The sequence below is a fragment of the Exiguobacterium sp. R-17 genome, from assembly GCF_049913315.1.
Classification (GTDB): domain Bacteria; phylum Bacillota; class Bacilli; order Exiguobacteriales; family Exiguobacteriaceae; genus Exiguobacterium_A.
In genome coordinates this window covers 2,672,892-2,693,531 of record NZ_CP184372.1, presented here as the reverse complement: position 1 = coordinate 2,693,531, position 20,640 = coordinate 2,672,892, and the positions used below count along the sequence as shown (strand labels likewise).

Sequence of the window (20,640 nt, the reverse complement as noted above, 5' to 3'; positions counted from 1 at the left end):
GCCATGAAAAAAGCAGTAGCGATTGGAGCAACATTAACGACGATTTTATTTGCCGGGTGCTCAGCATCAGGAGAAGGAGAAAAGACGATCAAGCTAGGGGTCAGTGGTTCAGACACTCAAGTGTGGGATTACGTCGCGAAAAAAGCGGAAAAGGAGGGCATCAAAATCGAGCTCGTCAAGTTCTCCGATTATGTCCAGCCGAACATGGCACTGGCTGAGGGTGAGATCGACGCCAATGCCTTCCAGACGATTTCCTACTTCAACGCCTTCAAGAAGGAACATAAGTTGAAGCTGTCGCCGATTGCGACGACCGTCATTGCACCGATGGGCATTTACTCAGATAAATATAAGGACGTCAAAGATATTCCAGTCGGTGGCAAAATCGCTGTTCCGAACGAAGCGACGAACATGGGACGTGCCTTCTTGTTACTACAAGAAGCAGGTTTGATCAAATTACCGGACGACTTTGACGGCAATGGATCGGTCGATAAGATCGTTGAAAATCCGAAGAAACTGAAAATCGTTCCGATCGTCGCGGGACAAACGCCACGCGTCTTACCGGACGTCGCTGCATCGATCATCAATAACGGTATTGCTGTTGACGCAGGACTAAATCCGATCAAGGACTCGATCGTCCATGAGAACGAGACAGCAAAACCATACATCAACATCATCGCGACACGGACGGAAGACAAGAACAAAAAAGAACTAAAAAAGATCGCGTCGCTTTACCAACAAAAAGATGTCGCGGCTTTCATCAAAAAAGAATATAAAGGTAGCTCGATCCCGACGTTCGTTCCACTAAGCGAAATCGGCGAATAAATTCTAAAGGAGAGTGGATAGCATGACGACACCAGTACGCACGACATGGGTAGAGACGATTGAGCAGGACATCGAACAAAAACGGGAATCGTATCTTGAGACGAGCCACCGGATTCATGCGACGCCGGAAATCGGTAACGAGGAATTCTTTGCTTCGCGACTACATGCAGAGCGTTTAACGGCAGAAGGCTTTACAGTAGAACTCGGCGTCGCAGGGCACGAGACCGCGTTCATCGCGAAGAAGTCAAGCGACCGACCTGGCGCGACAATTGCCTTTCTCGCTGAGTACGATGCGTTGCCGGGCATCGGACACGCATGCGGTCATAATATCATCGGAACGACGAGTGTCGCAGCGGCGATTGCGCTCAGCAAAGTGCTTGATGAAGTCGGTGGGAGTGTCGTCGTGCTTGGAACGCCAGCCGAAGAAGGTGGGCCGAACGGAAGTGCGAAAGGCAGTTTCGTCAAACACCAGTTGCTTGAAGGAATCGATGCGGCCTTGATGGTCCACCCGTCCGGACAAACGCGGATCACGGGGTCCTCGCTTGCGGTTGATCCGCTCGATTTTGCCTTTACGGGTCGTCCCGCGCACGCAGCGGCGACACCGGAAGAAGGTATCAACGCTCTCGACGCTGTCATTCAGCTCTTCAATGGGATCAACGCCTTACGTCAGCAGTTACCGGACGATGTCCGGATCCACGGGATCATCACGAATGGTGGCGATGCGCCGAACATCATTCCGGAATACGCAAAAGCACGTTTCTTCATTCGGGCGACGACACGGGAACGGCTGAATGCCGTCACGGAGAAAGTCAAAGCGGTCGCGCAAGGTGCGGCACTTGCGACCGGGGCGACGCTTGACGTCATCGCTTTCCAAAATGAAGTCGACAATCTCGTCTTCAACCGGACGTTTGATCGTCTCTTCCAAGAAGAAGCAGAGGCGCTTGGGCAAATCGTGCACCTCGACGAACGACCGGGTCTTGGATCGACGGACGCGGGTAACATCAGTCAAGTCATCCCGACAATCCATCCGTATATCAAGATTGGTCCGGACGATCTCGTCGCGCATACAGAAGCATTCAAAGAAGCCGCCCGTTCAGAAGCGGGGGATGAAGCGTTGATCGCAGGCGCTAAAATCCTCGCACGGACAGCACTTCGCGTCCTCGCTGATGAACGGACACGCGGAGCGATTGCCCAAGAATTCCACGACCGGAAGAACGGTTATTTGTAACCGGAACACAATGACTGGACGCACTGATATCAGGTGCTCCAGTCATTTTTAGTATCCAATAGATCACGAATTGGGGAGGGGTAACAGAAGTGGAACGAAATCATAAAAGAGCCAATACCGAAACATTTGCGCTTTGTTTTCTTGAAAAAGATATGCTAGGCTAAAGTTGTATAACTCAATAATCCAGTTCTTCGGGGTAGGGTGAAAATCCCAACCGGCGGTGATGCGATCGATCGATCGACGAGCCCGCGACCCGCGATGTACGCATCATGGCTGACTTGGTGAGATTCCAGGGCCGACGGTAAAGTCCGGATGGGAGAAGAACGAAACGACGCGATTCAAGCTGTTTTCTGAAAAAATGTTTTCAGAAGATGGTCTCTTTCTGCATGCGAAAAAGCAGAAGGCGAACCGTGTATTTCGTGAACCCTTCTATACAGACGCCCCTTTTTCAAGGAGCGTCTTTTTTATTTGAAAGGAGTGAACGCGATGTCACAGATGATGAGTTATGCCATGCAATTAGCACATATGTTAAACGGACAAACAAGTCCGAATCCAAGTGTCGGCTGTGTCATCGTCAAACAAGGACGCATCATCGGATTTGGTGCGCACCGGTTTGCCGGTGGTCCGCACGCGGAAGTCGAAGCCTTGCGAATGGCAGGAGAGGCCGCCCGTGGTGCTGATCTCTACGTGACGCTTGAGCCATGCAACCATCATGGTAAGACACCACCATGTACGGAAGCGATTCTACAAGCCGGGATCAAACGGGTTTTCGTCGCAACGGAAGACAAACATACGATTGTCGCTGGTTCAGGGATCAAACGGCTTCAAGACGAGGGAATCGAAGTCGAAGTCGGCTTGTTACGGCATGAAGCGGAAGTCCTCTACGAGACATTTTGGAAAACGATCGAACGGAAACGTCCGACCGTGACCGTCAAAATCGCTCAGACGATGAACGGGATCGCGGCAACGGGGGAACAGCGCTGGATCACGTCAGAAGAAGCACGCGCGAATGGTCGCGCCCTGCGGGGGTGCCATGATGCGATCCTCGTCGGAAGTGAAACGGTGCTCGTCGATGATCCAGCACTGACTTTACGCGCAGTGTCAGGCATCGAGCCGATTCGAGTAATCGTCGATCGCCGTGGTCGGGTGCCAGAGACCGCGCAAGTCTTTTGCGATGGAAAAAATCCAACGTACTGGCTGACGAGTGTTCCTCGGATAAGTCATGATCAAGTGACGGTGCTCGTCGGTGAATATGAGACGCCGGAAGCGATTCTTAAACGCTTATACGAACAAGACATCCGCAGCGTTTTAATTGAAGGTGGACCGACGATTCAAGCCGCATTCTTTGAAGCAGATCTCGTCGATCGGATTGAAGTCTACCAAGCCCCGTCGATTTTTGAAGGGACTGCCTGGAACGGACGACATGATATCGAAGAACGTTTTCAAATCGATCAGATTGAAATGGTCGGACCGGATCTCCATCTGACGTACATCCGAAAGGAGGAGACGATATGTTCACCGGATTGATTGAAGAAGTCGGGACCCTAAAACGAAAGATTCCGCGACCGAATGGATTAGCACTTGAAATTGAAGCGCACCGGGTGCTCGAAGGAACGAAGATTGGTGACAGTATCGCCGTCGACGGGATTTGTTTGACGGTCACGTCAATGAGCCCAACCGGTTTTACGGCGGATGCTGTCCATGACACGATTCGTTCGACAGCACTCGGCACGTACCGGGTCGGAAACCCGTTGCAACTCGAACGGGCGATGCCGGCAGACGGTCGGTTCGGTGGACATTTCGTCAGTGGGCACATCGACGGGACGGCACGACTAATCAGTCGGCGACCGGACGGAGAAGCGATGGTGTATACGTTTGATGTCGGATCGTGGCAAAAGTATTGCATTCCAAAAGGATCAATCGCGATCAACGGCACGAGCCTGACCTTGCAACGCGTCACGCCGGAAACGATCTCGATTTCATTGATTCCGCATTCCCGTCAAGTGACGACGTTTGATCGATTGGCAAGCGGCGCAGTCGTCAATATCGAGTGTGACATGATGGCGAAACATCTCTATCATTTCACGCAACATGAGAAACAGACGGACTGGGCAGCATTCTTAGGAGGCGACATGTGATGAACGGATTCGACTTGATTGAAGACGCGATAGAAGATTTGAAGAACGGACGACCGATCATCGTCTGTGATGACGAGGATCGTGAGAATGAGGGCGATCTCGTCATGCTCGCAGAACACGCGACGCCAGAAAACATCAACTTCATGATTACGTATGGAAAAGGACTCGTCTGTGTTCCGGTTAGTCCATATGTGGCAGAGCGATTACATCTCTCGCCGATGACGGACAATAATACGGACCCGCACGGTACGGCATTCACGCTCAGCATTGATCATGAAGAAGCGAAGACCGGCATCAGTGCCGAAGAGCGTTCGCTGACGATCCAGCGGATGCTGACGGATGGACCGGAGCGCTTCAAACGACCGGGTCACATCTTCCCGTTGATCGCAAAAGAGGGCGGTGTCCGGGAACGACGCGGACATACGGAAGCAGGTGTTGACCTTGCCCGTCTTGCCGGTAACGATGAGATTGCCGTCATTTGTGAAATCATCAAGGAAGATGGCACGATGGCACGGGTGGATGATTTGCTTCTCTATAAGGAAGAACACGACTTAAAACTGATCACGATCGAGGCACTCGTCGCGTATCTCGAGCATCCATTGACGCGGGAAGCGGAAGTGTTGCTTCCGACGACGTTCGGAGCCTTTCGGATGATTGGCTATACGACACAAGATAAGAAAGAACATGTCGCTGTCTTATCCGGTGAAGCGCACGACGGGATGCTCGTCCGTCTGCACTCGGAATGTCTGACAGGGGATGTCTTCGGTTCGAAACGTTGCGATTGTGGTCCACAACTCGATGCGGCACTTGAGCGAATCGAACGAGAAGGTGGAGCCGTCTTGTATCTACGTCAGGAAGGACGCGGCATCGGTCTGATGGCGAAGTTGAAAGCGTACGAGTTGCAGGAACAAGGACTCGATACAGTCGAAGCGAACCATGCACTCGGTTATCCGACAGACATGCGTGATTATACGGTCGCGGCCAACATGTTGCGTGATCTTGGCGTGACGAAGATTCGCTTGATGACGAACAATCCAGACAAACAACGGGTGCTCGAGCAAGAGGGGATTGAAGTCATCGAACGTGTTCCCCATCAAGTACCCGTTGAACCGGAAAATCAGCGTTATCTGAAAACAAAACAAACGAAACTCGGGCACTGGCTCGATATCCAAGGAGGACACACATCATGATTTACGAAGGTTTCTTAACAGGAGAAGGACTACGCGTCGCAATCGTCGCAGCACGTTTTAATGAATTGATCACATCAAAACTCGTCGGAGGAGCGAACGACGCGTTCCGTCGTCACGGTGTTGCGGCGGATGCTGTGGATACAGCATGGGTTCCTGGAGCATTTGAAATTCCACTCGTTGCGGAAAAGTTAGCGAAAAGCGGTAAGTATGATGCGGTCATCACACTGGGTGCCGTCATCCGCGGAGCAACATCACACTATGACTATGTCTGTAACGAAGTCGCGAAAGGTGTCGCGAGTGCGTCGCGTGATACAGGCGTACCCATCATCTTCGGTGTCCTGACGACGGATTCGATCGAGCAAGCGGTCGAACGTGCCGGTACGAAAGCTGGAAATAAAGGCTACGAAGCTGCCGTTTCCGCGATTGAGATGGCGAATCTTTTACGCACGATCTAACGAAATAAGGATAGGGTGACGGAAGTTTCCGTCATCCTATTTTTTTGTGGACATTTTGCAGGTGATAAATCAAATTTCAAAAAAAGAATAGTAGATTTGAAATATGAGGATTTGTTTTGAAGAAGAACGGTAATGAGGTAATAAAGAAACTTTGAAACATTTTCCAATGCTTTTCGTAAATCAGGGTAACGCGTATAAAGGAGGAAATGAATATGAAGAAAACAAGGTGGGTAGCAGCTGGGATCATCGCAGCATCGATTGGACTAGCTGGATGTCAAGATGGGCAGACAGATTCGGGTAGTGGCAGTGGGTCTGGTTCGACGAAGTCGGGGGAACTCTCGAATACGGAATTACTGAATAAAGCGACAGCCGCTCAAAAAGATATTAAATCGTTCCACATGGAGGGGACAGTCAATTCAAAAGCAGGTGAGATGGCAGTAGATCAGAAGGTATCAGCCGATATCATCCAGAAGCCGCTTACGATGCATCAGACGATGACGATGAAAAATCCACAGGACGGTAAGGACATGTCGATCGAGAGCTATATCGTCGACGATAAGATGTATCTATCGCAAAACGGACAATGGCTCGTTCAAGATGTCTCGGAGCTAGGTGATATGGTTGAGGCGATGGAGTCATCGGCATCGACGGATCAAAATCTCAAGCTACTGAAAAAGTACAAAGACAACTGGACCGCCAAAAAAGAGGGTGACGTTTATCAAATCGACGTCAAACTAAAAGGGGACGACCTCAAAGCATTCATGAAGGATTCGCTTGAGCAGACAGGACAGATGGCACAGATGAAAGATGCGATGGACAGCATCGATTACAAGAAAATGAATTACACGATGACGTATGATGCGAAAACATTCTATCCGAAATCACTCGATATGGACATGGTGTTTGCGATTGAAAAAGATACCGAGTTCAATATGAAGAACGAGTCGACGTTCTCAAAATTCAATGAGATCAGCGAAATCAAATTACCTGCGGAAGCAAAAGATGCACAACCGCTCACAGGTGCAGCACAATAAACATCGAAGTCCCCTCTCTTCCATGAAGATGAGGGGACTTTTTTGAGACTTGGAACTGACGAAGAACTTCTTTTAGTGCTTCCGTCTGTTTTTGACTGATGGAAATCTGTTCGTGCATATCGCGGAATGCTTGAGCGTCATCCTAGTATTGAATCGAGATAGCTTCGAATAAATCATTGTCATTGACGACTTTCGTATCGATGAAGGACAGCACCCCACCGGACGCGGCATTCAAATGTTCGATCGTCTTGAGTGGCAAGTTCGTAGGTTTTGCCTGCAGTTGGCGAAGAGGACCGAAGATCGATTATAAAATCAAGATAATAAAGATTACACTGAACACTCCAATGACAACGATCGTAGTGAACAGGAGGATGTGTGCTGTGTTAACGGTATCCGTGATCGTTGCTCCGTTATTCTTAGCCTATTGATTATTAAATTTCACGATTTCGTCAGTTGTTCCGAGACGGTGAAGTATGAATCACGACTATCTCCTTCATATTATTGAAATGAATAAGTATCAAAATAGTTTCATAAAAAAATAGTTTGACAATTATCAGTAAATTCTGAAAAAATGGTAAAGAACTACATATTTCATAAAGGGAGGTAACACGAATGGGAAATTCATTTAGTGACTGGATCAGTACGGTGTCCAATCTTGTTTGGGGACCACCGTTACTTATTCTGTTGGTCGGTACGGGGATTTACTTGACGATTCGCTTAGGATTCATTCAAATTACCAAACTACCGTATGCGCTGAAGCTCGCGTTTTCAAAGCATCAGGACGATAAGTCGGAAGGCGACATCAGTCACTTTCAAGCATTGATGACGGCACTGGCTGCGACCGTCGGTACGGGGAATATCGTTGGTGTCGCAACCGCCGTCGTCCTCGGCGGACCGGGTGCGATCGTTTGGATGTGGTTGTCCGGTCTATTCGGGATGGCGACGAAGTATGCGGAAGCAATCCTTGCCGTCAAGTACCGTGTCGTTGATGAAAATGGACAGATGGCAGGGGGGCCAATGTATTATCTCGAGCGTGGGCTGAAGCAGAAATGGCTGGGTGTCTTGTTTGCCGCATTCGCTTCAATCGCTGCGTTCGGGATCGGGAACGGGGTCCAGACGAATTCGGTCGCCCTCGCGATGAAATCAACGTTCGATGTGCCACTTTACGTGACGGGGATCGTATTGATGGTACTGACAGGCGTCGTCATTCTTGGTGGGGTCAAATCAATCGGAAAAGTTGTCAGTTTGTTTGTTCCGTTTATGATTTTCTTCTATGTTGGAAGTGGATTACTGATTCTCGTCATGAACTATGACTTGATTCCAGGTGCGATTTCGACGATCTTCAGCAGCACGTTCTCAAGCGAAGCAATTACGGGTGGCGCGATCGGGGCGGCGATTCGTTATGGTGTCGCGCGTGGTGTCTTCTCAAATGAAGCGGGTCTTGGTTCAGCACCGATTGCAGCCGCTGCAGCGAAAACGGACTTCCCAGGACGTCAAGCGCTCGTTTCGATGACGCAGGTGTTTTTAGATACATTGGTCGTCTGTTCGATCACAGGTTTGACGCTCGTCATGGGAGGACAACTTGATACGAAGTTACAAGGCGTTGAATTGACGACAGCAAGCTTCGAGGTCTTCCTCGGTCCTGCCGGAAAATACATCGTCACGATTGGACTCGTCATGTTTGCTTATTCGACTGTTCTTGGCTGGTCGTATTATGGCGAAAAATCAATCTATTATCTATTCGGTCAAAAATCGATCCTCCCATACCGTATCCTGTTCGTCTTAGTCGCCGGAGCGGGTGCGATGACGACGAACTTGAACATGGTCTGGGCGATTTCCGATGTCTTTAATGGATTGATGGCGATTCCGAACTTAATCGGTTTGATTGGATTGTCCGGTGTCGTCATTGCTGAGACACGACTGTTCCGCGAACAGTTGAGACGAGAAGAAGCGAATCGGAAAGTTTCGTAGAACATGCGAAAATGAAAGACTCGGAAGGAACTAGTGCTTAAAAATCATTTTTGAAAACGAATGACTTTGCCATCCTCGCTTTCCCTGACAAAAGCATGTACCATGCTTTCTTTTCCTGTAGGAGTCGAGGAATAGGCATTCACATTCTATATCTATTCAACGAAAGAGAAGATTGGTTTCTAGGGTATCCCTTGGAAACCAACCTTCTCTTTTTTGCGTGTGCTCCGTCTCATTCAATCACTTTTTACGATAAAGCATCAGTGATTCATAAGGTCGTAACGTTAAAGTGTACCCCTCTGTCTGCATCTGCTGATAATTATGAAGCAACACCGTATAGTCCGATCCGTCATGAGGTAACGTGAACGTCGTGTCCGTTCCGTAGAAATTCGAGACGACGAGTAATTCTTCTTCACTCGTTGCGCGTTCGTACGCCCAGAGTGATGGATCGTCCGGTGTCAACAGCCGGTATGAACCGTCCGTGAGCACGTCATACTGTTTGCGGAGTTGAATCAACCGTTTGTAATGATGATAGACCGAATCAGGGTCTGCGACAGCAGCCTTGACATTGATCTGATCATACGTCGGCGAGACCGGAATCCATGGTTCACTTGTACTAAAGCCACCGTTGACGGCGTCTGACCAAGGCATCGGTGTCCGCGCGTTATCGCGCGATTTTTGACGGATCGCAGCGAGAATTGCTTCTTCCGATACGCCGTTGGTCCGTGCTTCTTGATAGGCATTCAATGTCTCGACATCACGGTAGTCGGACAGATTCGTGAAGTCCGGATTCGGCATTCCGATCTCTTCTCCTTGGTAAATATACGGTGTACCTTGCAAGCCATGAAGCGTCGTCGCGAGCATCTTTGCACTCTCGACACGATACGCGACGTCGTCACCAAACCGGCTGACGACGCGGGGTTGGTCATGGTTACACCAAAAAATCGCGTTCCATGCTTGTCCGTTCATGCCAGTTTGCCAGTCGGAGAAAATTTGTTTCAACTGCTTGAAGTCAAACGGTGCAGCCGTCCATTTCTCACCGTTCGGATAATCGACCTTCAAGTGATGGAAGTTGAACGTCATCTTCAGTTCTTGATTTTCGAGCGAAGAATATTGAAGACAATGTTCAAGCGACGTCGACGACATCTCACCGACCGTCAAGAGATCGTGTCCAGCAAAAACGGCTGCGTTCATCTCTTGCAAGTAGTCGTGGACGTTCGGTCCGTCCGTATAATACGCACGTCCGTCTCCCTCGGGATCATTGGGAAGCCCTGGCGTCTTCGAGATCAAGTTGATGACGTCGAGTCGGAAGCCGCTGACCCCTTTATCGCGCCAAAAGCGCATCATCGCGTAAACGTCTTCCCGGAGTCGGGGATTTTCCCAGTTCAGGTCCGCTTGCGTCTTGTCGAACAGGTGCAAGTAATACTTACCTGCTACCTCATCGAATGACCAAGCAGGACCGCCGAACTTCGATACCCAGTCGTTCGGTGTCTCGCGCCAAATGAAGTAGTCATGATAGGGACTGTCCGGATGACGTCCTTCTTCGAACCAAGCGTGTGACGTCGAGCAGTGATTGACGACGATATCCATCATGACCGACAGACCACGTCGTTTTGTTTCTGCGAGTAACGTCTCGAAATCATCCATCGTTCCATACGAGGGATCAATCGCGTAATAGTCACTGACATCATATCCATTATCGTTTTGCGGTGAGGCATAGACCGGCGTCAACCACAGGTAATCGACACCAAGATCCGCCAGATAATCGAGTTTGGCCGTGACCCCGCGCAACGTACCGGTCGCTTTACCCTCCGGACTATAAAAACTCTTCGGATAGATTTGATAAACGGCGGATTTGCGCCAATCGGTTGTCGTGATCATCAGATACACACCTTTCTGAAATTACGCCGCTTTGTTCAGTGCGGCTTTTTTTGCGCGTTTCGTTGAGACATAGTGGAACAGGAACGTACAGGCAATAGGAACGATAATTGCGATTACCATGCCGACAATGAACGACAGGATCGACCCGGGTACGATCGAGATGAAAGCAGGTAAGCCACCGACACCGATTGCAGGAGCAAGGACACCGCTGACTGCGATGAAGGCAGACGCGATTGCTGATCCGACGAGTGCCGCATAAAACGGATATTTGAATCGAAGATTAACCCCGAACATCGCTGGTTCCGTGATCCCAAAGTAAGCGGATAGGGCCGACGTCGACGCCATGTTCTTATCGTTGACGTTTTTCGCGAGGAAAAGCATCGCAAGCGTTGCTGAACCTTGGGCGATGTTCGAGATCGCGATCATCGGCCAGATAAACGTCGTTCCATTTTGTCCGATCAACTGTAAGTCGACGGCGATGAACATGTGATGCATGCCGGTGATGACGAGCGGTGCGTAGAGTGCACCGAATAATAAGGCACCGAGTAACGGAACAGCTTCGAACGTATTGACGACACCAATCGTGATCCAGTCACCGACTTGACGTGTGACCGGTCCGATGACGGCAAGGGCAAGGAAGCCCGTTAATGTGATCGTCGTAATCGGTACGACGAGTAATTGGATGGCGTTCGGTACGCGTTTTTTGAGCCAGCGTTCAATCGTGCTAAGGACATAAGCGGCTGCGAGCACCGGGAGAATTTGTCCTTGATAGCCGACTTTTTCGATTTCAAACAGACCGAGGATGTTGAACGTCGGAATTTCACCTTTTAAAGCGCTCTGTCCGTAATTCCAAGCGTTTAAGAGATCAGGGTGAACAAGCATTAGACCCATGACGATTCCGAGGATCTCACTTCCACCGAAGCGTTTCGTTGCCGACCAGCCGACGAGTGCCGGGAGGAAGACGAAAGCGGTATTTGCCATCATATTGATCAGGTCCCATAATCCTTGTAGATTCGGATAACGATCAATCATCGTCTTGCCGCCGAATTCGATACCGAACAGGTTATTGATCCCCATTAAGAGACCAGCGACGATGATCGCCGGGATGATGGGCATGAAGACGTCGGAAAAGACTTTGATCAACTTTTGGAACGGGTTCATTTTCGCCGCTCCTGACGATTTAACATCTGCAATCGTTGTCGCCTGCAAACCAGTCAGTTGAATGAATTCAGCATAGACCCGGTCGACATCACCAGCACCAATGACGATTTGATAAACGCCTGCGTTCAAGAACGCGCCTTTGACGAGCGGAACTTCAAGTAAGGCTTCTTGGTCGACAAGCTCTTGATTTTTAAGCGTTAAGCGAAGACGGGTGACACAGTGAGCTGCCTGCTCAACGTTCTCCTTGCCTCCGATTTTCTCAATGATTTGCTCTGCAATCTGACGATAGTTTGGTTTCATCTCGATGCTCCTTTTTGGAAGTGACGTACTCGACCACTTTTGAAATGAAAACGTTTTCTTATCTGCGCACACTTATCTTAACTTATCTATATAAGTTGGTCAAGAACTTATATAGATAAGTTAAGATGTTAAAAAAAGAGAGAACCCGTCATGTACGGATTCTCTCGTGGATCATCATCTATTCAACGCCGTGCGATATCGGTGAATTGAAATTTATCGAGGCGGTGACGTGATTCCGTTCGCTCGAAATGTTGGCCTTCATAGAAGTACGTATCGTTCGTGACGACGATGACGTGTGTCATGTCGTGAAGATCAAGTCGTTCTTGGTCTTCCCGTGTCGCAGGGCGCGCTTCAATCTTTCGTTTCGCATAGCTGATCTGCCGGCCGAGTGTCTCTTCGATGTAATGATAGATGGACCCTTTAGCAATGTCAGCGGTTAGGCCGGGCACAAGTGCGGTCACGAAATGATTAATGTCACGGATGACGCGTTCGCCATCAATCTGACGAATCCGCTCAATACGGGTTACGTCTGTTCCTTGTGCCACATGCAATAACGAAGCGAGCTCAGGAGAGGCGGAGAGCACTTCGCACGATAGCACATCCGTCTCGACAGCATGTCGACCCATCCGGCGATGCGCCTCCGAAAAGCTGACGATTCCGTTGAACTGAAACTCGATCGCTTCTTGCGATAGAACGAAGACACCCTTTCCTTGGTGTTTGCGGACGAAGCCTTTCTCTTGCAGCGCATCGATCGCTTTTCGGACCGTTCCACGACTCGCCTCGAATTCATGCATCAATTCTGTCTCAGAAGGTAATTTCATGTCAGCTGGAAGCGTTCCTTCTTGAATCCGTTGTGCGAGTTGATGATAAATGGTTAAGTATTTCGGCATACAATCCGTCCTTTGCACTCAAATAGTGCTTTTAGTGTAGCATGGAACGAATACAGGCATCAAAATAGCTCCACCTATGGTCCGAGTACAACCGGAAAACAGATGGAGCGCAAAAGTGTGAAAGGTAGTTAACGAAGGGATGTCGAATACGTCGTACCCTTTTGGAGGACCGCTTGTTTTTCATCGAGTACGTCACTCGTCAAGAGTTCGATTGATGTGACCGGGCGTTCCAAGATGAATCCGAAGTTACCACTATGAGTTTCAGACGGAGCATATGTCTTTGCCAGGGATTCGAGATAGACATCGTCTTCAAGTGTCTTTTCCGCTTCGTCATCCAGTTTGAAATGAGCAACGGGATTAAAGGTGACGGGTGCGTCACTCGTGTTTGTGATCGTGACACGTATCTTAATCAGATCAAAGGACTCATCGTGCGTATAACCATGGAAGAAATCGATCATGCCGTAGCTTGGACGGGCGTGAAAGACTTTGATTTCTTCGATCGTCATCTTGATTGGACCAATCTTCCGCGTTTCATTCACTGGTTTGAACTGTTTTAACGTCAGGTCGCCTTTGTCGTCCGTCACGGTTTGATCGATTTTCGTCAGCTGACGATCATCTGGAAGTTGTGGGTTCGGGACATAGGCGCTTGTTTTTTCAAGCAGTACCGGCTGCTCTTGTTTCGCAGACGATGGTTCTTTCGGTGTGTCTTGTGATGCGGAAGTGCTACAACCAGCGAGCACTGTCCCAAGCATCAAAGTAGCAAGGATCTGTTTCATGAGACGTCTCCTTATTTCTTCGCCTTCAACAGATCGAAGATGATTTTGGCGTGATCCGTGTTATCGACTTGACCAGCGAATCGGTCTTTCGCAGGACCGAACGCATAGACGGGTACGTCTTCACCCGTATGACCACCTGTCGTCCAGCCCGTATGCGAGCGTTCGTTGAAGATCTCTTCGATGGCATTATCGATGTCGAGTAATGTTTTCGATTCAGCAGCGCGAGAGACGCTGTCGATTTCTTGATCCGTCAAGGCGAGTTTGTCTTGGTCGATGTACTTCATTAACGTTTTCCGTACGTCCGCGCCTTCGACGATTTGCTGCGCCATGAAGTCAGGTGTCTTCTTCGCTGCTTTGATTGGCTCAGCGAACCAGTTGTAAATGCCATCTGCACCAATCGAGTAACCGCCAGTCGAGTGGTCGGCTGTTGCGACGACGAGTGTATGCTTATCCTTCTTCGCGAAAGCGATCGCGGCTTTAAAAGCACGTTCGAAATCTTCCATCTCACTCATCGCACCGACGATATCATTGTCGTGTCCTGCCCAGTCAATTTGACTGCCTTCGACCATCAGGAAGAATCCTTTTTTATTCGAATCAAGTCGCTTGATTGCGGCGTTCGTCATTTGAGCAAGTGACGGGACTGAGTTTTCGCGATCGATTCGTTTAGGTAATCCACCGTCTGCGAACAATCCGAGCACTTGTTTATTTTTATCCGCTTGCAGCTGATTGAGGTCAGTGACATAGCTATAGCCATCTTTCTTGAACGCTTTCGTCAAATCGACGTCTGGACGGACAAAGTTCGATTTCCCACCCCCGAGCATGACATCAATCTTATGTTTGCCGTTCACACGTTCTTTGAAATAGTCATCTGCAATCGCATTCATGTTTTTACGACTTTCGTCATGCGCACCGAATGAGGCAGGTGTTGCATGCGTGATTTCCGATGTCGCGACGAGTCCCGTTGACTTGCCACGTTCTTTGGCTGCTTCAAGGACGGTCTTGACTTCCGATTTATCATTATCGACCGCAATCGCTGCATTGTACGTCTTCACACCAGAGGACATCGCTGTCGCGGCAGAGGCGGAATCGGTGATATTCTCCTTCGCATCTTCCGGATACGTCATCTGTTGACCGACGAGATAGGGATCAAAGGCTGTTTTTTCAGCCGTCGTCGTCGAAGGATCGTTCTTTAAGTAACGGTGTGCAGACGTGTATGAGACACCCATGCCGTCACCAATCAGGAAGATGACGTTCCGGATTTCGGGTGAGTGAGTATGTTTGGCTTTCGCTTCGGCTTCCGGCATCGAAATCATCGTACTCAGGGAAAGGGTCGATAAGGCAAAAATCGGGATCAGACGTTTTAGTTTCATAGGGATTCCTCCTCAAAAGGTAATGGGTTATGGCGCTACGACCTACAAACACAACCTTACGCAGAAAATATGAAATCCATATGGACCGTCTGTAAAGGTTTGTGAAGAAACGATGACAAACGAATAGCCCTTCTGAAAAATTATCTCAGAAGGACTACTTGTGTATAGATTAGCGACTCCATCCGATCATCCGACGGTAGGAACTGAACGTCGGCCATGCGAGAATGACGATCGCGAGCCAGTACAGGAACTGGTTCTCGGACGAAATCAGACCAATGATTCCTGCGAGCAGGATCGTCGTGTAGATCGAGAACGTAATGATCAGTGCTGGGTGTAGTTTTGGGAAAATAGTGAACCGACCGAGTCGTTCGTTCGCTCCGCGGATATATAGGCGACTACCAAAGAAGAGTAAGGCAATCGTCAAAGCTAAACAGAACAAGACGGGATATGTTAGATTCAGATCGACATTACTTTCGAAAAAGAGTGCGAAGGGTGTCGTGATCGTCATCAGGAAACTTGTTGGCTTGTCTAACTCCTCGTAGGTCACGCCAAAACCGAGCAGGGCGACGGCGTAGATGCTGAAATACGTGAAGTAGTTCAAGAACAAGAAGAACGTGCCGAGCAACAGTTGTCCGATGATATCACCAGCGATTGTTCCGGCGAATAAGAAGATCGTCAAAATCGTCACATCAAATAGAAGGAAAAGACCAAAATCTTGGAAGAGTGACGACCACGTGACGTAATCAAACGGATTGATACCGCCGAACGCTTGCAGCAACAACCAGCTGACGAAGAAGCCGATGATCGGAAACACGATCAGTGTTACGACGCCAATCGCCCATTTGATCCAGAACAACCAGACCTTCGGAAACGGTAACGCGTGCAAAACCAGGCTGCGACCACTCCCGCGCTCGGAACCGAGCATCAGGATCGCGAAGACAGCAATGAGAATCGCTGCGAATCCGGCGAAAAAGGGACTGACGAGTACGGTGTTGAGTAGAGCAGGTTGCTGAGAGGCCTCGTAATTCTCGAACTCATTGATGACGGTATAACTGCCGAACCCATAGCTGAAGATCGCAAGCAGAATGAAACAAGCGAGCGGCCAGATGCCTTGTTTGATATGATAACGGATCAATTGCTTAACCATGTCGTTTCCCTCCAAATGTCCCTAAGAAGTAATCTTCCATCTGCACTGGCAAAGCATCTTTTAACAAGGGGTTCGTCGTTTCAAGATACTGCGCGCCTGCATCGGATAAGACGAGCAATGTCACGACCCGACCTGTTTGGGATAAGACGTGAAGATCAGCATGTGACAATTCCGGAACGTCCTCATAGACGACTTGCCATTTCTGCATGCTGGCTTTGGCGTCGTCGAGTGCTTTGGGTTCACGGACGAGATGCTTTTCGATCGTCATGACACGGTCAGCGAGTGAATCAAGCTCTTCGAGTTGGTGTGAGGCGATCAAGACGGCAGTTTGGCGCTCCGCAAGTAACGAGACGAGCTGCTTTAAGTAATCTCGTTTGTTGATTCGATCGAGTCCGTCTGTTGGTTCATCCAGTAAGAGGACCGGAGCATTCGTCGCGAACGCAAGTTGAAGAAGGAACAACTGAGCTTGTCCTTTGGATAATGACGTCACGCGACGTCCGCGATCGAGGTTTGACGAACGACAATAGTTTTCGATGTACGTTTTCTCGAAGTTCGGATAGAACGCATTGTAGAAGTTGATCAGTTCGCCGAGTGTCATCTGGCGATAGACGGAAACAGAATCCGGAACGAGGAAAAGGTGCTCGCGTGTCTTCGGGACGTGGTGGATCGACTCGCCATTCCATTCAACTTTTCCGCGCGTTGGCTCAAGAGCACCGACAAGTGTTTTCAGTAATGTCGTTTTTCCGGCACCATTACGCCCGATCAACGCAGTAATCGTTCCTGCTGGTAGAGTAAAGGATGCATTTTCATAAATCATGGTACGGTCAATTTGTTTCGTTAGATGAGAAACGGTCAACATGAGGAATCCTCCCTAATGTGTAAGATGAGTTGATAGAGTTCTTCGTTTGAAATGGAGAGTTCGTCGGCGACGGAACAAAGACGGATGAGTGGATCTTGAATGGCGGCTTTCTTGACTTCATGAAGTGGAATATCTGAGATGAAGGAGCCTTTGCCGCGCATCGTGACGATGAAGTTGCGGCTCTCGAGTTCCTGATAGGCGCGGGAGACAGTGTTCGGATTGACAAGGAGTGTACCAGCAAGTTCACGGACGGATGGCATCTGTTCGCCAGAGCGGAGTAGACCACGGGCAATCGAGCGGATGATTTGAGCGACCAGTTGTTCATAGATCGGTAACGGACTTTTTGGATCGACGGTGAACATTTCTTCACCTCCTTAAGTGTACTAATTCAATTAATACACCAATTATAGGAATTCAAAACCTGTCTGTCAATGCCTCTTTTCAAGAAGACGATGACGCCATCGATCGCAATATTTGCTATACTGACGTCAGAAGAATCGCAGGAAGGATGACCCGAGATGTTGGATCGATTGAGTGCCTTAGAGGACCGTTATGAAAAACTGAATGATATGTTGGCTGATCCAGCCATCATTAATGATACGAATCAATTGCGCGAGGTCTCAAAAGAGCAGTCGCAACTTGCACCGACCGTCGAGACCTATCGCGTCTACCGCGAGAAGATGGAAGCCTATCAAGAGGCACGCCAAATGTTGACGGATCCGGAGATGCGCGACCTTGCGAAGGAAGAAGTCGCGATGCTTGAGCCGGAGATCAAAGAGCTCGAAGCGAAACTGAAAGCCTTACTGCTACCGAAGGACCCGAATGACGACAAGAACGTCATCGTCGAAATCCGCGGCGCAGCGGGAGGAGACGAGGCAGCCTTATTTGCTGGTGATCTCTTTAAGATGTACTCGAAGTTTGCTGAGAAACAGAACTGGAAGATCGAAATCATCGACGCGAGCTATACGGAGCTTGGCGGTTATAAGGAAATTATCTTCATCGTCAAAGGAACGGGTGCCTACTCGAAGTTAAAATACGAGAACGGAGCACATCGTGTCCAACGTGTTCCGTCCACAGAATCCGGCGGACGGATCCATACATCGACCGCAACGGTCGCCGTGTTACCGGAAGCAGAAGACGTTGAAGTCGAGATCCACGATAAGGATGTCCGGGTCGACACGTTCACATCGAGTGGACCGGGCGGGCAGTCCGTTAATACGACGCAATCCGCTGTCCGTGTCACACACGTGCCGACGGGAATCGTCGCCAGTTGTCAGGACGAGAAGTCGCAGATCAAGAACAAGGAAAAAGCGATGAAGGTCTTGCGCGCACGTGTCTACGATAAGATTCAACGCGAGCAGCAGGCGGAGTATGATGAAAAACGGAAGTCGGCTGTCGGTACAGGTGACCGTTCAGAACGGATCCGGACGTATAATTTCGCACAAAACCGAGTGACGGACCACCGAATCGGTTTGACGATCCAGAAGCTCGACCGGATCCTCCAAGGAGAGATGGATGAGGTCATCGATACGCTCGTCATGGAGTATCAAGCACGGGCATCGGAGGCGGCAAACTGATGCGGATCGCAAAACGTCTAAATGATGCAAAAACGATGATGGAACAAGCAGGACGCGAGGGTTCGAGTGCCGAATGGTTACTCATGCACGTCTTAGAAGTCGACCGGACCGGACTCCTCGTCCGTCTGTCAGATGAATTGACGCCGGAGCAGGATTTACGATTCAGTGAATACTTGCTCGCCCATGTTCACGGTGTGCCCGTGCAACATTTAATCGGCTATCAGCCGTTTTATGGACGGGATTTCCGTGTCACACCGGATGTCTTGATTCCGCGACCAGAAACGGAAGAGTTGATCGTCTTCGTGACGGAGCGCCTCAAACGTGAGTCGTTTACCGCGGGACAGATCGTCGACATCGGTACCGGTAGTGGGGCGATCGGAATCACACTCGCGCTCGAACTCGAGCAACCGGTCACGACCGTCGATATTTCACCAGCCGCGATTGCGGTCGCGAAGCAGAATCAAGCGACGCTTGGTGGGGACGTGACGTTTCTCGAAGGGGATCTACTGGCACCACTTGCGGACGATTCCGTGCGGGTGCTCGTCTCGAACCCTCCTTATATTGAGGAAGAAGAATTGCTCAGTGAGGTCGTATTCGACCATGAACCGCATCTCGCTCTGTTTGGTGGAAAAGACGGTCTCGTCTTTTACCGACGTCTCGTCGAGGAGAGCGGACGGGTTCTACGCGACGATTTCCGACTGATTGCGTTTGAAATTGGACACAATCAAGGACCAGAAGTGCAAATGATGTTAAAAGAACGTTATCCAAGTGCGGAAACGGGTATTTTAAAAGATATAAACGGTAAAGACCGTATCGTGTATGCGGAACGAAAGGATTGTACAGCGTGAAGACGGAAATGATTGATTTACAGACAATGGATGAAGCAGTTCGGTTATTGCAGGAAGGAGAGGTCGTGGCGATGCCGACCGAGACCGTCTATGGTCTCGCAGGGGACGCAACGAACGAAGCGGCTGTTCGGCGAATCTTCGCCGCGAAGGGTCGACCTTCCGACAATCCGCTGATTGTCCATGTCGCATCCGTAGAACAGGCACATCAGTTCGTCACGCACATTCCCGATGTTGCAACACGTTTGATGGAGGCGTTTTGGCCAGGAGCCTTGACGATCATCCTCGAATCGAACGGCACCGCATCCACACTCGTCACAGCAGGACTAGATACGATCGGATTACGGATGCCAGATCATCCGCTCGCGCTTCAATTGATTGAAGCGACAGGGCTGGGTCTCGCAGCACCGAGTGCCAACCGTTCTGGAAAACCTTCACCGACGTCATCTGCGCATGTCGCACATGACCTCTCGGGACGCATCGCTGCGATCGTCGATGGAGGGGAGACGGGCATCGGGGTCGAATCGACTGTCATCGATTGTACGATGACGCCACCGGCGATTTTACGACCGGGTGGCGTGACACGCGAACAAGTCGAGGCAATCATCGGTCCTGTCACACTCGATCCTGCTTTATCGATGAAAGATGTTACACCGAAGGCACCCGGGATGAAATATACCCATTATGCGCCGGAAGCGACACTGTCCGTCGTCGAAGGGGATCTTTCATTCTTACAGCAACTCATCGATGATGCACGACAAACCGGACACAAGACGGGCGTTCTCCTGTTCGATGGAGAGGATGTCGACGCAGATGTTCGCTGCTCCCTTGGTAATTCGATGGAGACGGCGGCACAACGTCTTTACGATTGTTTACGGCGATTTGATCAGACGACGGTGGATCAGATTTTTGTACGAGACCTATCAGAAGAAGGGGTGGGGCTTGCGGTCCGCAACCGCCTCCATAAAGCAGCAGGTGGTCGGGTCATTCGCCCTTGAA

At 49.8% G+C, this 20,640-nt stretch carries 19 protein-coding genes and 1 riboswitch; of the genes, 11 read left to right on the top strand and 8 right to left on the bottom strand.

Annotated features, from left to right (window positions below; all coding sequences use genetic code 11):
- The first annotated feature begins 3 nt into the window (after positions 1-3).
- The 8 genes from ACN9MT_RS14070 (at position 4) to ACN9MT_RS14035 (ending at position 8,838) form a co-directional block, all read left to right on the top strand.
- The gene (locus ACN9MT_RS14070) at positions 4-822 is read left to right on the top strand and encodes a MetQ/NlpA family ABC transporter substrate-binding protein (protein ID WP_426272451.1); all 819 of its coding nucleotides are present in this window, start codon (positions 4-6) and stop codon (positions 820-822) included.
- Between the two features lie 22 nt (positions 823-844).
- Positions 845-2,050 carry a M20 family metallopeptidase gene (locus ACN9MT_RS14065; RefSeq protein ID WP_426272450.1) on the top strand — a complete coding sequence of 402 codons (1,206 nt, stop codon included), beginning with the start codon at positions 845-847 and terminating at the stop codon, positions 2,048-2,050.
- Between the two features lie 183 nt (positions 2,051-2,233).
- Positions 2,234-2,378: riboswitch (FMN riboswitch) on the top strand.
- Positions 2,379-2,536: 158 nt separating this feature from the next.
- Positions 2,537-3,577 (top strand): bifunctional diaminohydroxyphosphoribosylaminopyrimidine deaminase/5-amino-6-(5-phosphoribosylamino)uracil reductase RibD, encoded by a 1,041-nt coding sequence (ribD, locus tag ACN9MT_RS14060; protein WP_426272449.1) that lies wholly within the window; start codon positions 2,537-2,539, stop codon positions 3,575-3,577.
- Positions 3,562-4,188: a riboflavin synthase gene (gene ribE, locus ACN9MT_RS14055; protein WP_290784024.1), complete on the top strand. Its 627-nt coding sequence runs from the start codon at positions 3,562-3,564 to the stop codon at positions 4,186-4,188. Before ribD ends, ribE begins: the two co-directional genes overlap by 16 nt.
- Positions 4,188-5,378 (top strand): GTP cyclohydrolase II, encoded by a 1,191-nt coding sequence (gene ribA / locus ACN9MT_RS14050; protein ID WP_426272448.1) that lies wholly within the window; start codon positions 4,188-4,190, stop codon positions 5,376-5,378. The genes ribE and ribA overlap by 1 nt, the downstream gene beginning before the upstream one ends.
- Positions 5,375-5,833, top strand: a complete 459-nt coding sequence (ribH, locus tag ACN9MT_RS14045) for a 6,7-dimethyl-8-ribityllumazine synthase (RefSeq protein ID WP_035395821.1) — start codon at positions 5,375-5,377, stop codon at positions 5,831-5,833. Before ribA ends, ribH begins: the two co-directional genes overlap by 4 nt.
- Positions 5,834-6,045: 212 nt before the next feature.
- Positions 6,046-6,867 carry a DUF6612 family protein gene (locus tag ACN9MT_RS14040; RefSeq protein WP_426272447.1) on the top strand — a complete coding sequence of 274 codons (822 nt, stop codon included), beginning with the start codon at positions 6,046-6,048 and terminating at the stop codon, positions 6,865-6,867.
- A gap of 612 nt (positions 6,868-7,479) precedes the next feature.
- Complete coding sequence (locus tag ACN9MT_RS14035) at positions 7,480-8,838, top strand: alanine/glycine:cation symporter family protein (RefSeq protein WP_056064159.1); 1,359 nt, start codon at positions 7,480-7,482, stop codon at positions 8,836-8,838.
- Between the two features lie 237 nt (positions 8,839-9,075).
- On the opposite strand, the gene treC is transcribed toward ACN9MT_RS14035, so the two are convergent.
- The 8 genes from treC to ACN9MT_RS13995 all read right to left on the bottom strand — a co-directional run bounded on the left by treC (position 9,076) and on the right by ACN9MT_RS13995 (position 17,581).
- Complete coding sequence (treC, locus tag ACN9MT_RS14030) at positions 9,076-10,716, bottom strand: alpha,alpha-phosphotrehalase (protein WP_426272446.1); 1,641 nt, start codon at positions 10,714-10,716, stop codon at positions 9,076-9,078.
- A gap of 21 nt (positions 10,717-10,737) precedes the next feature.
- The gene (treP, locus tag ACN9MT_RS14025; RefSeq protein WP_290753012.1) at positions 10,738-12,177 is read right to left on the bottom strand and encodes a PTS system trehalose-specific EIIBC component; all 1,440 of its coding nucleotides are present in this window, start codon (positions 12,175-12,177) and stop codon (positions 10,738-10,740) included.
- Positions 12,178-12,359: 182 nt separating this feature from the next.
- On the bottom strand, positions 12,360-13,067 hold the full coding sequence (gene treR, locus ACN9MT_RS14020; RefSeq protein WP_290753009.1) for a trehalose operon repressor: 708 nt from the start codon (positions 13,065-13,067) through the stop codon (positions 12,360-12,362).
- A 128-nt stretch (positions 13,068-13,195) separates the two neighbouring features.
- The gene (locus ACN9MT_RS14015; RefSeq protein ID WP_056064168.1) at positions 13,196-13,843 is read right to left on the bottom strand and encodes a DUF4352 domain-containing protein; all 648 of its coding nucleotides are present in this window, start codon (positions 13,841-13,843) and stop codon (positions 13,196-13,198) included.
- An 11-nt stretch (positions 13,844-13,854) separates the two neighbouring features.
- Positions 13,855-15,213 carry an alkaline phosphatase gene (locus ACN9MT_RS14010; RefSeq protein ID WP_056064171.1) on the bottom strand — a complete coding sequence of 453 codons (1,359 nt, stop codon included), beginning with the start codon at positions 15,211-15,213 and terminating at the stop codon, positions 13,855-13,857.
- Positions 15,214-15,382: 169 nt separating this feature from the next.
- A complete protein-coding gene (locus ACN9MT_RS14005; RefSeq protein WP_426272445.1) occupies positions 15,383-16,360 on the bottom strand; it encodes an ABC transporter permease subunit in 978 nt (325 codons plus the stop codon).
- The gene (locus ACN9MT_RS14000) at positions 16,353-17,219 is read right to left on the bottom strand and encodes an ATP-binding cassette domain-containing protein (RefSeq protein WP_035410673.1); all 867 of its coding nucleotides are present in this window, start codon (positions 17,217-17,219) and stop codon (positions 16,353-16,355) included. The genes ACN9MT_RS14005 and ACN9MT_RS14000 overlap by 8 nt, the downstream gene beginning before the upstream one ends.
- A complete protein-coding gene (locus tag ACN9MT_RS13995) occupies positions 17,213-17,581 on the bottom strand; it encodes a GntR family transcriptional regulator (RefSeq protein WP_035410669.1) in 369 nt (122 codons plus the stop codon). Before ACN9MT_RS13995 ends, ACN9MT_RS14000 begins: the two co-directional genes overlap by 7 nt.
- Positions 17,582-17,737: 156 nt before the next feature.
- Between ACN9MT_RS13995 and prfA the strand changes: the two genes are divergently transcribed.
- From prfA to ACN9MT_RS13980, 3 genes are read left to right on the top strand one after another with little or no spacing between them, the layout of a single operon-like run.
- Positions 17,738-18,796, top strand: a complete 1,059-nt coding sequence (prfA, locus tag ACN9MT_RS13990; RefSeq protein WP_056064179.1) for a peptide chain release factor 1 — start codon at positions 17,738-17,740, stop codon at positions 18,794-18,796.
- Positions 18,796-19,644: a peptide chain release factor N(5)-glutamine methyltransferase gene (gene prmC / locus ACN9MT_RS13985; protein ID WP_426272444.1), complete on the top strand. Its 849-nt coding sequence runs from the start codon at positions 18,796-18,798 to the stop codon at positions 19,642-19,644. Before prfA ends, prmC begins: the two co-directional genes overlap by 1 nt.
- Positions 19,641-20,639 (top strand): L-threonylcarbamoyladenylate synthase, encoded by a 999-nt coding sequence (locus ACN9MT_RS13980; protein ID WP_035410658.1) that lies wholly within the window; start codon positions 19,641-19,643, stop codon positions 20,637-20,639. Before prmC ends, ACN9MT_RS13980 begins: the two co-directional genes overlap by 4 nt.
- Position 20,640: the final 1 nt, after the last annotated feature.

Bases quoted from the DNA above. Each gene is read 5' to 3' on its own strand.
- ACN9MT_RS14070 (WP_426272451.1), top strand. From the start codon at position 4: ATGAAAAAAGCAGTAGCGATTGGAGCAACATTAACGACGATTTTATTT.
- ACN9MT_RS14065 (WP_426272450.1), top strand. From the start codon at position 845: ATGACGACACCAGTACGCACGACATGGGTAGAGACGATTGAGCAGGAC.
- ribD (WP_426272449.1), top strand. From the start codon at position 2,537: ATGTCACAGATGATGAGTTATGCCATGCAATTAGCACATATGTTAAAC.
- ribE (WP_290784024.1), top strand. From the start codon at position 3,562: ATGTTCACCGGATTGATTGAAGAAGTCGGGACCCTAAAACGAAAGATT.
- ribA (WP_426272448.1), top strand. From the start codon at position 4,188: ATGAACGGATTCGACTTGATTGAAGACGCGATAGAAGATTTGAAGAAC.
- ribH (WP_035395821.1), top strand. From the start codon at position 5,375: ATGATTTACGAAGGTTTCTTAACAGGAGAAGGACTACGCGTCGCAATC.
- ACN9MT_RS14040 (WP_426272447.1), top strand. From the start codon at position 6,046: ATGAAGAAAACAAGGTGGGTAGCAGCTGGGATCATCGCAGCATCGATT.
- ACN9MT_RS14035 (WP_056064159.1), top strand. From the start codon at position 7,480: ATGGGAAATTCATTTAGTGACTGGATCAGTACGGTGTCCAATCTTGTT.
- treC (WP_426272446.1), bottom strand. From the start codon at position 10,716: ATGATCACGACAACCGATTGGCGCAAATCCGCCGTTTATCAAATCTAT.
- treP (WP_290753012.1), bottom strand. From the start codon at position 12,177: ATGAAACCAAACTATCGTCAGATTGCAGAGCAAATCATTGAGAAAATC.
- treR (WP_290753009.1), bottom strand. From the start codon at position 13,067: ATGCCGAAATACTTAACCATTTATCATCAACTCGCACAACGGATTCAA.
- ACN9MT_RS14015 (WP_056064168.1), bottom strand. From the start codon at position 13,843: ATGAAACAGATCCTTGCTACTTTGATGCTTGGGACAGTGCTCGCTGGT.
- ACN9MT_RS14010 (WP_056064171.1), bottom strand. From the start codon at position 15,213: ATGAAACTAAAACGTCTGATCCCGATTTTTGCCTTATCGACCCTTTCC.
- ACN9MT_RS14005 (WP_426272445.1), bottom strand. From the start codon at position 16,360: ATGGTTAAGCAATTGATCCGTTATCATATCAAACAAGGCATCTGGCCG.
- ACN9MT_RS14000 (WP_035410673.1), bottom strand. From the start codon at position 17,219: ATGTTGACCGTTTCTCATCTAACGAAACAAATTGACCGTACCATGATT.
- ACN9MT_RS13995 (WP_035410669.1), bottom strand. From the start codon at position 17,581: ATGTTCACCGTCGATCCAAAAAGTCCGTTACCGATCTATGAACAACTG.
- prfA (WP_056064179.1), top strand. From the start codon at position 17,738: ATGTTGGATCGATTGAGTGCCTTAGAGGACCGTTATGAAAAACTGAAT.
- prmC (WP_426272444.1), top strand. From the start codon at position 18,796: ATGCGGATCGCAAAACGTCTAAATGATGCAAAAACGATGATGGAACAA.